Raw genomic sequence first — 14,032 nt, forward strand, 5'->3', positions numbered from 1 at the left:
ACCTCCACAGCAAGCCCCTTGACGCAGGAGAAACCCCGGTGGCACAGCACGAACACAACGGGACAGGCGCGGAGTCGGAGTCGCCGGACCGATCCGAGCCGATCCGGCGTCCCTTGGGCGCTGCGGAGGAACTCGACGAACCGGCCACCGAGTCCACCCCGGGCCCCTCCACCCCCAGCCCCCGCGAGCAGTGGTTCGGCGGGTTCGAGGGTGAGGTTCCCCCGCCCCCGCCCTACGCCCGGTTGCCCGAGGACACCCCACCGCCGTTGCCCGGGACCGCCTACGCCGCACCGGATCCAGAGGCGGAGTCGGTGGCCGGGGCCGAGGATGGGAACGACGAGGACTCCGGCGACGAGCCGGAGGAGACGAGTGGCGGCACGGTCCGGCTCATGCCCGGCATTCGCCGGAGCGGGCCGGGGGACACCCCGTGGCGGGAGGAGGAGCCCCGGATTCCGCCACGGCCCTCACGACCCGGCCGGGTCGGCCGCGAGGACCAGGACCCGCTCGGCCCCCGCCGGATACGAGGCGACTCGGACGTCCCCGAACCCGAGCAGCTCCCGCCCCTGGAAGCGGAGCGGACCGAACGGTCGGACGTGGCCTCGCCGGAGCCGGTGGAACGAACCGAACCCCTTCGGGATCGTTCCGGTCAGGTTTCGAGTGGCCGGATCGGTCCGGCCGGAACCACGGGGAGCACCGAGCCCACCGGGACGACCGAGCCCACCGGGACGACGGGGAACACCGAGGCGCGGGAACACGGTGGTGGCCTGGTCTCCCGGGGCACTTCCTCGCCCTTTCCACCATCCGAGTACGAACCCGGGGTGACCTCCGACGCGCTCAACGCCGCCACCCTGGTCCGCAACCGGCGCCAGGGGCCCACCGGGGGGTGGCGCCGCGCCGTGCACACGGCCAGCCTCGGCCTGATCAACCCGGGGGAGTCTCCCAAGGTCCTGCGCGAACGCGAACTCGTCGCCCGGGCCAGCACCCCCGTCGCCACCGGACATCACCGGGTCGCGGTGCTCAGTCTCAAGGGTGGCGTCGGCAAGACCACCACCACCGTCGCCCTCGGCGCGACCCTCGGTTCCCTGCGCGGTGACCGGGTCCTGGCCGTCGACGCCAACCCCGACCGCGGCACCCTCTCGGACAAGGTGCGGTTGGAGACCGCCGCCACCATCCGCGACCTGCTCAACGAGCGCCACCTGGTGTCGCGGTACGCCGACATCCGCGGCTTCACCTCCCAGTCGCCCAGCCGGTTGGAGATCCTCGCCTCCGACCGTGACCCCGCTGTCTCCGAGGCGTTCAGCGACGAGGACTACCGCGAGGTCGCCCGCATCGTCGAGCACTTCTACTCGATCTGCATCACCGACTGCGGCACCGGGCTGCTGCACTCGGCCATGGGCGGTGTCCTCGGCCTCGCCGACCAGGTGGTGCTGGTCAGCTCCGCTTCCGTGGATGGTGCGCGCAGCGCCAGCGCCACCCTGGACTGGCTCGAAGCGCACGGTCACGGCGCTCTCGTGGCCGGTGCCGTCGTGGTGCTGTCCATGGTGCGCTCCAACAGCAAGAGCAGCGTCGACCTCGACCGTCTGGAGGACCACTTCGCCGGACGATGCCGGTCCGTCGTGCGGGTCCCCTGGGACGGTCACCTGGAGGAGGGCGCGGAGGTCGACCTCGACCGTCTGGCCCCCGCCACCAAGGACGCCTACCTGCAACTGGCCGCGAACGTCGGTGAGGCCTTCGCCTACCACCGCTGACCCGGGGGTGTCACGACGCCCGGGCCCCTCTCCCCTGGTTTACGGGCGGGTGGGCACGACAATGGAAGGGAGGGGAAGGGGTGGACATGAACGCTCAGGAGCGCCCACCGGCGATCATCGTGGGGGTGGACGGCTCACCGGCCGCGCACGCGGCGCTGGTGTGGGCCACGGAGGTGGCCGCCAGACGAGGTGAACAACTACGGATCGTGCACGGCCTGGGCATGCCCATGGTGATGGGCGTCTTCGCCGACACCGGGTCCGAGAGGTACAAGGCCGGTGAACAGGAGCGGGAGGCCGGGCACCGACTGCTGGGCGACGCCGCGGAGTACGCGCGTGGGGCCCGTCCCTCCCTGGACGTCGCCACCGTCCTCGCACCCGAGGAGGCGCCGGCGGTCCTGTTGAACGAGGCCGCGCGTGGTGACGTCATCGTCGTCGGCTCGCGGGGATTGGGGGCGGTCCGGGCCATCATGCTCGGTTCCGTCAGCTCCCGCACGGCCTCGCACGCTCCCTGCCCGGTGGTCGTCGTGCCCGAGGCCGGGGACGAACGACATCACGGCAAGGTCGTCGTCGGTGTCGACGGCTCGGACTCCTCGCGTCGGGCCCTGCGCTTCGCCCTGCGGCACGCGCTGCTCACGGGTTCCTCCGTCGAGGTGGTCAACAGCTGGGAGGTGCCGCTGCCACAGGACGCCGAGTCCCTGGCGGCGGACGCCGAGGCGATGCACGAGGAGGTGTTCGACCGTCAGTCCGAGGAGATCGTCGCGGGCGTGCTCGCCGAGGTCGTCGACGACCAGACCGAGGACCTGGACATCTCCGCCGTTCGGATGCAGGACGACCCGGTCGAGGCGCTGACCCGTGCTTCGCGGGACGCCGACCTCATCGTCGTGGGGTCCCGTGGGCGAGGAGGGGTGCGGGGGCTCATCATGGGCTCCACGAGCCAGGGGGTCCTGCACCACGCGAAGGTCCCGGTGGCGGTCCTGCCACCACATTCGGACGAAACGGACTAATGGCTACACTTCGGGGACCTTCAGCCTGTGCCGTTCACGCATGAATTTGCTCTACTCGGTGATGATGGGCAGCAGCGCAAAAGGGGGATTCATGGCAGACAACAAGGTGGTCGTCGGTGTCGACGGTTCCCACCAGTCTCAGGCCGCGCTCGAATGGGCCTCGGCCGAAGCCGTTCGTCGCGGCGTCTCACTTCACATCGTCCACGCCCTGGGGATGCCGCTGATCGTCTCGGCCTACGGGGGGCCGCAGCGTTTCCAGCCGACCAACGAGATGTCCGGCCAGGCGGACGCCGTCGTCACCGCGGCCAAGGAGAAGGCCGAGGAGCTGCAGCCTTCGCTGACGGTCGAGACCGTCACCGCGCTGGAGGAGGCTCCGCTGGCGCTGATCCGACAGAGCCACCCGCACGACCTCATCGTTCTGGGCAGTAGGGGACTCGGTTCCGTGGCAGCCCTCTTCGTGGGTTCGGTCAGCGTCCGTGTCTCCGCACAGGCGCCCTGCCCCGTCGTGGTGGTGCCGTCCGAGAACGGCAAGCCCACCAAGACCAAGCTGGACCGCGTCGTCGTCGGTGTGGACGACTCCAAGAACGCCCGCCGTGCCCTGGGCCTGGCGGTGGAACTCACCGCCGAGACCGAGGGTGAACTGGTCGTCGTCAACAGCTGGGAGGTGCCGTTCCCGTATGACCCGGTCGCCATGTCCGCAGCGGGATACCGGCCCCAGGACGACGTCTTCGAGAAGCAGTCCGAGGCGCTCGTCGCCGAGCTACTGGCCGACGTCATGGACGACCAGCGTGAGGACGTCGACATCCAGGTCTCCGTGGTCCGGACCCAGTCCAACCCGGTGAACGCCCTCCTGGAGGCCTCCGCGGACACCAACGCCGACGCCATCGTCGTCGGTTCGCGGGGCAGGGGAAGCGTCCGAGGCCTGCTGTTGGGTTCGGTCAGTCAGGGGATCCTGCACCGCTCCAAGGTCCCGGTCGTGGTCCTGCCCAAGCACGCCGACGAAGACGATTAGTCGACAAGGGCACCTGTCCACACCGCTGGAGCGGGATAGAGTGTTCTCGGATAATGCTTCTGGTGAGCATCGCGAAGGCCCCGATCGGCAAGGTCGGGGCCTTCTGCGTTCTCCGCTAGGGGCGGGATGCTGTGCGCAACAGCGCGGCCCACTCGTTGGAAGGGAAGACCAACTGGCCGGCCTCGCGGTTCTGCGTGTCCCGAACGGCCGACGCGCCGAGGGCATCGGCGACCTCAACGCAGTCCTGGCCGCGGGCGCTGCTGTAGGAGGACTTCCTCCAGGTGGCCCGGGTGAGCTCCAGCAGTGTCGACCACTCCGCTGAGGGAAAGGTGAGATACCCGGATTCCCTGTTCTGGGTGTCCCGAATGCGAGTTCGCGCTCCCTCGGAGACCTCGACGCAAGCGGACTCGTTCGCGCTGTGGCTGGACTTGTGAAAGTTCAGGTGGGGTTCGCTGGTGGGCATCGGTGCGTCCTCTATTCGATCTGACTAAGCCGCTCCTCCAGCCACGTACGGGAGGACTCGACGCTGAGCGCCGAGGCTTGGACGTGGTCGAGGACGGTCTCGTAGGTCGTGATCTGTTCTGGTTCCTCGATGAGCAGGCCGCCTCCGCCGGCCTGCTCGACGTAGACCACCGAAGGATCCGCCTTGAAATCCAGGATGACGAAGGAGCCGTCCATCCCGGCGTGTGGCCCTGCCGCGTCCGGAAGAACTTGGATCCGCAGGGACGTACCTTGTACGGCGATGAGATGCCGGATCTGGTCGGCTGCCACAACTGGGGGCAGTTTACGAAAAGCGGTCTCGTCGATGATCGCCCACAGCTGAGGGGCATCGCCCCGGGACAGTAGATGCTGACGCATCATCCGTACCTCGACCCGACGGTCGATCTCCTCTTCGGACGTCACGCCACCGGCCCGAATCATGGCACGAGCGTAAGCCTCGGTCTGCAACAAGCCGGGCAGGTGCTGTCCCTGGTAGGTCCGGACGTGACTGGCCTCGTTCTCCAGGTCGATGTAGGTACCTGTGCCGAGGATGTCCCGGTAGCCGTACCACCATCCGGAGGTGGCGGCCTCACGGGCGAGCTTGCGGTAGGCCTCCCGCTGCTCCGGGTCGGTCACCCCGTACACGTCGAGGAGTACCTGAAGGTCGGCGTCGCGTACCCGAAGGATCTTTCGGGTTTCGATGCGGGTGATCTTCGCTTCGAACCAGCTCTTGTCGGGTGCCGTCTTCTTGGCTTCTGCCGCTGCCTGCTTGGCGGTGAGGCCTGCTTCCTCCCGAAGTTGGAGGAGCCGGCGGGCCAGTCTGCGTCGGCGAAGTGTGGGGCTGGCGGCCACCTGTGCACCTTCCTTGATTCGATGCTGACTCGGCGAGCTTACGCTTCGGAGTGAATTTTCAGACATTCCACGCACCATGCTTCCTGGTCAGATGTCAACGCTCAAAATCGTAGACTTCTTTTAAAAACGAATCTTGCGTTTCTAGTCGCATTGAGTGACCATGGTGTTTCACCAGAAGCGGCCGGCCCATCCAGCCGGCACCTGAACCAGGAGGTGTGCGCCCATGGCGCCCCGATACCTGAACCCGTCCGAACCGGCTTCCGTGCCCCGGTGCACGGAAGAGGTGCTCCGTCAGCGCCGCCCCCGCCGTGCCTCCCGGGTGCGTGCCTACGCCCACTTGTGGCCGGCCACTCGCACGCCCCACATTCCGCAGCCCCGTCCGCCCATGGACGACCTCCCCCTGCTCCTCCGGGTCCTCGATGGTCTCCACCGCATCCCGGTGGCGGCCTAGATGAGCGACCTGACGAACCCGCGCCCCACACCAAGGCCGCGGCAGGAACTCCCCGACGCTCCGGTCCCGCTGTGCACCGAGACGCACCTCAACGCATGCGGTTCCACCCGCCGCTGCTGCCTGCTCACCGGCCACGGGGGTGACCACATGGAGGCCGGCGGCGACACCTGGGAACCGCCCTCCGTCGTGTTGGCGCGCTTGTACGAACGCTGGGGGCGCACCCACCGCTTCGCTTGGACGGGCCGGTTCTGGATGGCCACCCATCACAACCCCCGCAGCCACTGGCGCAGCGAGATCGAACCCACCCCGGAACTCCTGGAAGCGAGCCTGCGCCGCCATCACGGTGCTCCCTCCGGCCCCGACCCCGAGAACGCACCCCTCACCGCCGAAGAGGAACGGGCCTGGCGACAACAAGGCGAGCGGTTCAAGCGCGAATGGGGCTTAACCGAACCCGGCAGCGGTTAGAGACCCCGCGCCCCTCTGCGCGGGGCTCCACTGGGACACACGCTGGGCCCGTCCCTCTTCCTTCCCCGTCTGGAAGAGGGACGGGCCCGGTGTCCGGCACAGCCGATCGACATCCAAGGTTCACGATTTGCGTTCTGAGGCCGGGATCGATGCCTGCCTCAACGCCTGGCCGAACGACTAGGGGGCGTCCTCGCCCGGTCGGGGACGGTCATGACAGTCGATGTCCTGCAGCTCCTGACCGTCGATGAGGTAGGCCTCCACCGCCTCGGCGACACACGGGTACATCTGGTCCCCTTCGTTGTCTGTGAGGGAGGAGCCGTAGTAGACGTGGCCACCGTTGTCGACGACGCTCACCAGCGGGCTGTCGAGCCGATCGGCCATGTTGGCCGCGCCCTGGTACGGGGTCCTGGAGTCGAACTCGCCGGCGATGACGAGCGCCGGGGTCTCCCACTCACGGGTCAGGTCGACGGTGGGCTCGGTCGGCTGGTTCTCGGAGAACAGGCACACCGGTGGTCCGGCCTGCGACGCCGCCTGACCGAAGTCGTTTGAGTCCCGGAGCTCGCGTACGTCGGCCCGGTACTGATCGGGATCCGTGGGCCATTCGGCCTCGCAGAGGAGCGACCAGACCAGGTGCGGGGGACCCTCCAGCCGTCCCAGCTGTTCCTCGGCCTCCTCCGGGTCCTCCGGCGGCATCGGCATGTCGGGTTCCCCCGGGGTCTCGGGAGCCTCCGGAAGGGGGGTCTCCTCGACCAGGGCCTTGAACAACAAGGCCGACTCGTCCCAGGCCCCTTGGTCGTCGGCCGAGATGCTCACCAGGCTGCGGAAGTAGTCCTCGTCGTAGACCATCCCGCTCTCGGCTTCCCGGGGCTCCTCCCGGAGTCGCTCGGAGGTCTGTTCGAACGAGCGCGAGACTTCTTCTCGTGTGGTCCCGAAGCCGAACTCGTCGTCACGCTCGGCCAGCCAGTCCGTGTAGCGCTCGACGTTGTCGGTCGCGGCCTGGGACTGGGACAGGAAGTTCTCGCGCCAGACCCCGTCGGGGTCGACGGCCGAGTCGAGCACGGCCCGGTCGAGTCGCTCGGGGAAGAGGGTTCCGTAGACCGCGCCCAGGTAGGTGCCGTAGGAGGCGCCGAGGTAGTCGATCTGTTCCTCCCCCAACACCGCGCGGACGACGTCCATGTCGCGGGCGGTGTTGGCGGTGGTGAAGTGGGGTCGCAGGTCGCCATCGGCCTCGTCGCACGCCTTGGCGTACTCGCGCTGGTCGTCGAAGTGCTGTTCGAGCTCCTCGTCGGTGGGGTGCGTGTCCAGGAGGGGAGGGTCGATCTCACAGTCGAGCCAGGTCGAGGCGCCCAGGCCTCGCGGGTCCATGCCGATGACGTCGTAGACCTCTCCGAGTGGGGTGGAGCCGATCTCGTCCGCGGTCAAACGTCCGGTCGCACCGGGTCCGCCCGGGTTGGTGAACAGGACGCCCTGTCGTTCCCCTTCGTCGACCTGGGCGGACCGGCGGCTCAACCCCACGTGGATCCGTTCGCCCTCGGGGGCGTCGTAGTCGAGTGGCACCTCCACCGTCGCGCAGTCGAGACCGGTGAGGAAGAAGTCCTCGCACTCTTGCCAGTCCACGTTCTGGTCGTGGAAGGCGGCCAACGCCCGGTCCTCGGTGGGCTCTTGTCGGTCGTCGGCGAAGGAATCCGACGGTAGCGCTCCGGTCAGGGAGAGCGCGAGGCCGGTCGTGACCACGGCGGCTCCCGCTCCCGTCAATATGTTCGCTCTTCCCACTGCGCTTTCCTCGATCGTTCGGCCACCGGTCTCGTACTCGACGGCCGGAAGCGCTTATCGGCTGGCGTTCGAGTGGCAATCTAGTGAGGGGAGCACCGCGGGCGGATCCACCTGACTGATGAAACCGGGGGTGGCGATAGTAGGGCTCTCGGGCACCGGGGAACGGCCTGTCACCGACGAAAGTCGATGGTCCACGAGCACGGGCCATCGAGGCCTTCCACGCGGCCGATCCCCAACGGTGCACCCGCAGGCCCGCGCCGCCAGCTCTCCCCGAGTCCGCAGGCAGCAACGAGCCGGATACCGCACCCGCCGCACAACGCGGCGCTGACCTGTGCGAAGCGGCCTGCCGATCGTCTGTTCCCGGGCCGGTTGGATGAGCTCGTGGGCGTGATGGACGACGTCTGGCGGAAGGTGCAGGCAACCGATCTCGGGAACGATGAAGGCCGATGAGCCGGTCCATGTGCGATGGACTCGGATCACCGGCCTTCTCTGCTTCCCCAGTGGGCCTCTGCCCTTGGAGGTTCGGCGGAGGGTGTGGGATTTGAACCCACGAAGCCCCGTCAAGGACTTGGTGCTTTTCAAGAGCACTGCACTCGGCCGCTATGCGAACCCTCCAGGCGAGAGCCGTGGCTCTCTCCGCCAGACATGGTAGCTCACAGCGGGAGCTTCGGCGCAGGGGTATCGGGCAGGGTTACTGAGGAGTAACCTACCTGCCATGGAGAAAATGGACGCCGGTACGGCGGAGTTCGTGAAGTCCGGGTTCCTCGCGGCCGTGCCCTTCGCGCGGCACCTCGGGATCGGCTTCGTCGAGGTGGAGCACGGCCGCGTGGTCATGCGCCTGCCCGAGAACGCGAACCACCACAACCACATCGGCGGACCCCACACGGGAGCCATGTTCACCCTGGCCGAGTCCGCGTCCGGCGCCATCATCATCGGTGACTTCGGGAACCAACTGAACCGCGCGGTGCCCTTCCCCAGTCGGGTCGAGGTCGACTTCCTCCAGATCGCCCTGGGCGACGTCATTGCGGAGGCCACACTCACCCACCCGCGCGAGCAGGTCGTGGCCGAACTGGACGCCGGCGAGCGCCCCGAGTTCCCCATCGAGGTGGAGTTGCGCACCGAGGACGGCACCGTCACCGGCAGGATGACCGTCACCTGGACGCTCAAGCCCAACAGGGGCTGACCTCCGCCGGCCCGGCCGGGGCCTTCCTCGCCTCCTCTAGGGGCCTGCCGATTGTCGGTACCTCTGGGTACGTTGACCTGGAAAGGGAACCTGGCTGAAAGAGGAGGCCGTGCGGTGAGACTACGAGTGGATCGCGACGCGTTCGCGGAGGCGGTCTCCTGGACCGCGCGGGCGCTGCCCACCAGGCCGGCGGTACCGGTCCTCGCTGGGATGCGCATGGAGGTCTCCGAGGACGGCACCACCCTTCATCTCTCCGGCTTCGACTACGAGGTCTCCACGCGAGCCTCGGTGGAGGTCCTGTCCGAAGAGCCCGGGGCGGTACTGGTGCCGGGACGCCTGCTGGCGGAGATCGTTAACAACCTGCCGTCCGGTTCCGTGCACATCGACACCGACGGCCCGAAGGTGGAGGTGCGCGGAGGCGCCGCCCGCTTCACCCTCATCACCATGCCGCTGGAGGACTACCCCGGGCTGCCCGGCATGCCGGGCAAGATCGGCTCGGTACCGGCCGACGCCTTCACCGCCGCGGTGCGTCAGGTGACCCCGGCGGCCAGCAAGGACGACACCCTGCCGATGCTGACCGGTGCCTATCTGGACTTCGCGGGCGACTCGCTGAAGATCGTGGCCACCGACCGCTACCGGATCGCCGTCCGGGAACTGTGGTGGCAGCCGGAAGACCCCGGGGTGGACGTGTCCGCCCTGGTCCCCGCCCGCACCCTCGCCAACACCGTGCGCGGTCTGATCGGCCACTCCAACGTGGACGTCGCCCTGTCCACGACCACCGTGGCGGAGGGCGTCAACCTGTCACCGGGCGAGGGCATGATCGGCTTCGCCAACGGCGAGCGACACACCACCACCCGGCTGATCGACAGCGACTTCGTCAAGTACGCGTCCTGGTTCCCCACCGACTTCTCCGGGCGGGCCGAGGTCGCCGTGGCGCCGCTGCTGGAAGCGATCAAGCGGGTCGCTTTGGTGGCGGACCGAAACACGCCTCTGCGGTTGGCATTCACGGAGGGTGAGGTCGTCCTGGAGGCCGGTTCGGGTGAGGACGCCCAAGCGGTGGAGGCCATCCAGGTGGGGTACGAGGGTGATCCCCTGAAGGTGGCGTTCAAGCCCGACTACCTGGTCGACGGACTCTCCGGGGTGGACACCACGACCGCCTACCTCAACTTCACCGAGCCGACGAAACCCGCGGTGTTCACCGATGTGCCGGCGAAGGAGGGCGAGGAGCCCTCGTTCCACTACTTGGTCCAGCCATTGCGTAGTACTTGACCAGCGGATTCCCTGTTCTTGGGGAAACTGTCCACAGGGCTGTCCACAAGTTATCCACAGGCTGTCTCCCCAGCCTGTGGATAACCCGGGGTGATCGGTCGCGCAGAAGGGTCGTAGAGCCCTTTGAAACGGCCTGTTCTCCGCTGTGACAAGGGAAAACAGCGTTCCTGTGGAAACTGTGCACAACCTGTGGACAACTCCGCGTGAGTGGCTATTCGCCCTCGGCCAGAGTGGACGTTCCGCCACTGGTCACCGGGGTGTCCAAGCCCAGCTCCGCCTGGCGTCCACGGCGGTATCCGGCCCGGTATCCGGCGGCGCTGTGGGTGCGCTCGGGACGATGTTTGCGCAACTGTGGGAACTGCTTTTGGAACTCTTCGTTCACCCGATGCACATCTTCGCGTAGGATCAGTGCCGCCCCGCGGGTGGAACCGCTTTCGTCACCGTCGGTAACGCCGTCGGAGTCGGTTTCGGACGCGGCCATTCTCTGCAATCGGGCGCGGAACTCCCGAATGCGTTCGGCCACCGCCTGCCCGTAAGCACGGACGAAGGAACGGTAGTAGCGCTTACGCTCCGTCTCCAAAGCCGACCGTGTGTAGTTGCGCAGTTCACGAATGTCGGTGATGTGCGACGAACTCATGAACCGGGCGGAGGCCTCCATCTGCATGGAGATCGAAGGCAACAACATCCGCAGCGCGTCCAACGCGCTGGCCGTACCCACCAGGATGATGACGCGTTCGGTGGTCTCCGAGTTGTTCCCCCGGACCGCGGACTGGCACCCGTAGGCGGCGGCGATGTCGGCGAGAGCGCGCACCCGGGACTTGCCGTGACCACCCGCTCCGGAAACGGTGTAGTCCATGCGGCTGATCGCGTCCGGTTCCTCGCCCCGCTCGACGCGGGCCTCGGCCTCGGCGATCGCGTGGCGGGTCATCAGCTCGGCGGCCTTGGCGGTGAACGCCTGGCTCTCGGCATCGGTGACCGCGGGGTCCTCCGCCATGCGAAGGAGCCCGCGGACCCGCTCGACCATCTTCTGACGGGCAGCTTCAGTCATCGGCGCCGGTTGTCTCCCCTAGGTGAGTGTCTTGTTCCGCCCCGGGCGGAAACAACGAGCCTAAGCCCTCTTGTTCCCCACCACCGTCAGGGTGGCCTGGAAGACCGCTCACACACCTGCCCGAATCGTGCCCGTCCCGTGCGGGGTGGCCGAGGTGATCGACCACCCGTCGGAGACCGCTCAGTTCTTGTTGCCCGCGACCGCGGCGACGACGCCGATGATCAGCCAGAGGACCAGGCCCACACCCAGACCGGCGAAGAGACCGCCGAACAGTCCGGTGAAGATGGCGAAGCTGCCGATGACGGACCCGATGTAGCTGATGATGGCGGTGGCGCCACCGGCGAACACGGCCGGCGCAGCCGCGTAGCGGAAGGGGTAGTTGGCGGCCCAACGGCGACCCCGACGGTCGCTCTTCTTGCTCATCACACCGCCGATTCCGCCGATCAGCGCGAAGAAGAAGATGCCGGTCGTGACCGCACCGGGGATCCCGGCCAGGCCGAAGTTCATCAGGAAGGAGAGGGCGCCGGCCACGGAGCCGCCCACGACCGAAGCCCCCCACGGCCAGATCATCGTCGCCGAGGCGACGGGAGTGAATGCGTTACCGCGCTCCAGCGTCATGTTCACAGCTCCAGTCGAGTTCGCGTGGCCTCCGCGCGTCGCGGGACCCTCCACTACCAGGATGGTGGGGCGGGGCGTCCCACGCATCAGGGCTCGTCCCTGACTTACCCCGGAGGTGGGGCCCCGGCACCTGGCGCGCCGGGAAAAGACGGCTCGAAGCCCCCGAAGCGGTGCACGGGGCGCCTCTCCTCGGGAAACGATCAAACGTCCACGGAAGTGCCCGAAGCGCCCGGGTTTCGCGGATGACCGTCGTAGGTGCCCTCCATACCGGCCCGCAGACGCGGCCAGGCCGTGCGGAACGCCGGAAGCAGGGGGAGCGACTCCGTGGAGGTCACCGGAACCCACCGGATCTCCTCGCTCTCCGAATTACCGGGTCGGAACGGGGCCAGGGCGGGAATCCGCAGCAGGAAGGTGTCGTAGCGCCACACCGACAGATCGTGTTCGTGCCGGCCCAACACCGTGTAGTCGGCGAGATCACCCGCGACCTCCTCACGGAACTCGCGTACGGCCGCCTCCAGCGGTGTCTCGTCCCGATTGCGCGCCCCTCCCGGGATGCCCCAGGTTCCCCCCATGTGGGTCCACCCCGCACGGTGCTGGAGCAGCACGTGGCCGGAACCGGCCGCGTCGGTGGCGTACAACAACAACCCGGCGGCGCCGTACAGCCCCCACCTTCGGGAGCCGTCGGGCAATTCCACCCAGCCGTTTCCGTCGCCCTCCTGCATCAGGCCCTCCGATCAGCCCGGTCTCCTCCGATGCGTGGATGACCCATCGCACCCTGTGGACAACGGGAGTCCGCGTCGGCGAATCCCGCTAACCTCTTGAACCTATGGCCCTCTCGACGTCTTCCGCAGCCCTCCTGCCGGTTTACGCTCTTGACCTGGTGCGCCGCCACTGGGCTCCCCTGTTGTGCGTCTACACCGGCGGGATGCTGCTGCACACCCTGCTCATGCGCGGATTGGTGGGTCTCACCGACGTGAACCCCACCCTCTCCCTCGCCGGCCTCGGGCTCACCCTGCTGGTCACCCTGGTGACCTTCGTGGTGATGTTCCAGCTCCTACGCCCGGGGCTCCCCCTGGTGGACCGGGAACTCCACTCCGAGGTCGTCCGGCGGGGGAAACGCACCGGTTTCGCCGAACGAGAACGTCGGGTCGTGGACGGGGTCGCCCTCGCGATCATGCCGTTCCTGGTCTTCTACGGGGCCTGGGGGTTGATCAAGGAGGAGTACGACACCTACAGCATCGGCCTGCTCAACACCGGCGGCATCGAGGCCTTCGCGACCCCGACCGAACTCAGCTGGTTCGGCCTGCCCTTGGCGGTGGCGGTCGTGGCCTGGCTGCTGCGGCGCGTGTGCGGACACTTCTACGAGTCGGGGCGCAACCCGGTCCTGGGCGTCCTCACGGCGCTGTTCGAGGGCGTTTGGATGTTCCTGGCCCTGTTCTCCGTCGGGGTCTTCATCGGCTTCTCCCATGAGTGGGTCGGTAACCGTGCCGCCTGGGTCGGGGTGGAGACCACGCTGAAGGGCGCCATCGACGGTTTCGGGATCAAGCTGAACGTGCCCGAACTCTCCGCCGGGATCGTCGCGGCGATCACCGCCGTGTGGACCTCGGTCAAGGAGGGCTTCCTCGGCCCCATACTGTGGCTGACCATCACCGCGGTGGTCTACCGGGCCCAGATCGGCGACCACGACTCCCTCTTCGAGGAGCGTCGCGGCGGTGGCCGGGTCGGAGCGGCCGTCAACCTCGCCGCGAGGCTGGGCAAGGTGTTCGGACGGCAGGCGGACTCGGACTTCCGGGACAAGTTCACGCCCTTGCTCAACGCCGGGCGATTCGTGCTCGGCGCGGGTCCGGTGTTCTACCTGACCTTCTGCCTGTACTTCGTCTTCCTGGACATGGTGTTCAGCCAACTGAACCGGGGACTCTTCGTCCTGCTCGGCCCGGGTGAGTTCCAGGGTGAGCTCTGGCCATGGTTGCGGCCCATCGACTTCACCGTGGACGCCCTGCACATGCTGTTCCGTCTGTGCCTGCTGGCCGCCGCCTTCGAGATCGCGTTGCGCAAGGCGGAGGAGAACAGTGTGGGCCGGCACCTGTGGCACACGGCCCGACACGCGTCCTAGGAAGCCCCCTCGCAGG

General features: G+C 67.9%; 13 protein-coding genes and 1 tRNA gene. 7 read left to right on the forward strand and 7 right to left on the reverse strand.

Annotated elements, in window-relative coordinates; all coding sequences use genetic code 11:
* Positions 1 to 38 precede the first annotated feature (38 nt).
* From ACWGSK_RS26595 to ACWGSK_RS26605, 3 genes are all read left to right on the forward strand, one after another.
* Positions 39 to 1,748, forward strand: coding sequence for a MinD/ParA family ATP-binding protein (locus ACWGSK_RS26595; protein WP_452457093.1), 1,710 nt, complete (start codon positions 39 to 41; stop codon positions 1,746 to 1,748).
* An 86-nt stretch (positions 1,749 to 1,834) separates the two neighbouring features.
* Positions 1,835 to 2,752, forward strand: coding sequence for a universal stress protein (locus ACWGSK_RS26600; RefSeq protein WP_358511143.1), 918 nt, complete (start codon positions 1,835 to 1,837; stop codon positions 2,750 to 2,752).
* A gap of 91 nt (positions 2,753 to 2,843) precedes the next feature.
* On the forward strand, positions 2,844 to 3,764 hold the full coding sequence (locus tag ACWGSK_RS26605) for a universal stress protein (protein WP_452457094.1): 921 nt from the start codon (positions 2,844 to 2,846) through the stop codon (positions 3,762 to 3,764).
* 115 nt (positions 3,765 to 3,879) lie between these two features.
* Here ACWGSK_RS26605 and ACWGSK_RS26610 read toward each other — a convergent pair whose 3' ends face one another.
* The gene (locus tag ACWGSK_RS26610) at positions 3,880 to 4,227 is read right to left on the reverse strand and encodes a DUF397 domain-containing protein (RefSeq protein WP_358511137.1); all 348 of its coding nucleotides are present in this window, start codon (positions 4,225 to 4,227) and stop codon (positions 3,880 to 3,882) included.
* Between the two features lie 11 nt (positions 4,228 to 4,238).
* Positions 4,239 to 5,096 carry a DUF5753 domain-containing protein gene (locus tag ACWGSK_RS26615; RefSeq protein ID WP_358511134.1) on the reverse strand — a complete coding sequence of 286 codons (858 nt, stop codon included), beginning with the start codon at positions 5,094 to 5,096 and terminating at the stop codon, positions 4,239 to 4,241.
* A 451-nt stretch (positions 5,097 to 5,547) separates the two neighbouring features.
* Between ACWGSK_RS26615 and ACWGSK_RS26620 the strand changes: the two genes are divergently transcribed.
* Positions 5,548 to 6,012 carry a hypothetical protein gene (locus ACWGSK_RS26620; protein WP_358511131.1) on the forward strand — a complete coding sequence of 155 codons (465 nt, stop codon included), beginning with the start codon at positions 5,548 to 5,550 and terminating at the stop codon, positions 6,010 to 6,012.
* Positions 6,013 to 6,189: 177 nt separating this feature from the next.
* Here the strand turns inward: ACWGSK_RS26620 and ACWGSK_RS26625 are convergent, their stop codons facing one another.
* Together ACWGSK_RS26625 and ACWGSK_RS26630 are read right to left on the reverse strand one after the other, a co-directional pair.
* Positions 6,190 to 7,746 carry an alpha/beta fold hydrolase gene (locus ACWGSK_RS26625; protein WP_452457095.1) on the reverse strand — a complete coding sequence of 519 codons (1,557 nt, stop codon included), beginning with the start codon at positions 7,744 to 7,746 and terminating at the stop codon, positions 6,190 to 6,192.
* Positions 7,747 to 8,311: 565 nt separating this feature from the next.
* Positions 8,312 to 8,400, reverse strand: a tRNA-Ser gene (locus ACWGSK_RS26630).
* Positions 8,401 to 8,509: 109 nt separating this feature from the next.
* Between ACWGSK_RS26630 and ACWGSK_RS26635 the strand changes: the two genes are divergently transcribed.
* Together ACWGSK_RS26635 and dnaN are read left to right on the forward strand one after the other, a co-directional pair.
* On the forward strand, positions 8,510 to 8,968 hold the full coding sequence (locus ACWGSK_RS26635) for a DUF4442 domain-containing protein (RefSeq protein ID WP_452457107.1): 459 nt from the start codon (positions 8,510 to 8,512) through the stop codon (positions 8,966 to 8,968).
* Positions 8,969 to 9,094: 126 nt separating this feature from the next.
* A complete protein-coding gene (gene dnaN / locus ACWGSK_RS26640; RefSeq protein ID WP_452457108.1) occupies positions 9,095 to 10,237 on the forward strand; it encodes a DNA polymerase III subunit beta in 1,143 nt (380 codons plus the stop codon).
* Between the two features lie 211 nt (positions 10,238 to 10,448).
* Here the strand turns inward: dnaN and ACWGSK_RS26645 are convergent, their stop codons facing one another.
* The 3 genes from ACWGSK_RS26645 to ACWGSK_RS26655 all read right to left on the reverse strand — a co-directional run bounded on the left by ACWGSK_RS26645 (position 10,449) and on the right by ACWGSK_RS26655 (position 12,625).
* The gene (locus tag ACWGSK_RS26645) at positions 10,449 to 11,261 is read right to left on the reverse strand and encodes a DUF2786 domain-containing protein (protein WP_452457109.1); all 813 of its coding nucleotides are present in this window, start codon (positions 11,259 to 11,261) and stop codon (positions 10,449 to 10,451) included.
* Between the two features lie 204 nt (positions 11,262 to 11,465).
* A complete protein-coding gene (locus tag ACWGSK_RS26650) occupies positions 11,466 to 11,903 on the reverse strand; it encodes a hypothetical protein (protein ID WP_358511125.1) in 438 nt (145 codons plus the stop codon).
* A gap of 200 nt (positions 11,904 to 12,103) precedes the next feature.
* Positions 12,104 to 12,625: an NUDIX hydrolase gene (locus ACWGSK_RS26655; protein WP_452457096.1), complete on the reverse strand. Its 522-nt coding sequence runs from the start codon at positions 12,623 to 12,625 to the stop codon at positions 12,104 to 12,106.
* A gap of 158 nt (positions 12,626 to 12,783) precedes the next feature.
* Between ACWGSK_RS26655 and ACWGSK_RS26660 the strand changes: the two genes are divergently transcribed.
* Complete coding sequence (locus ACWGSK_RS26660) at positions 12,784 to 14,016, forward strand: hypothetical protein (RefSeq protein ID WP_452457097.1); 1,233 nt, start codon at positions 12,784 to 12,786, stop codon at positions 14,014 to 14,016.
* Positions 14,017 to 14,032: the final 16 nt, after the last annotated feature.

The sequence above is a fragment of the Nocardiopsis sp. NPDC055551 genome (genome assembly GCF_053619415.1).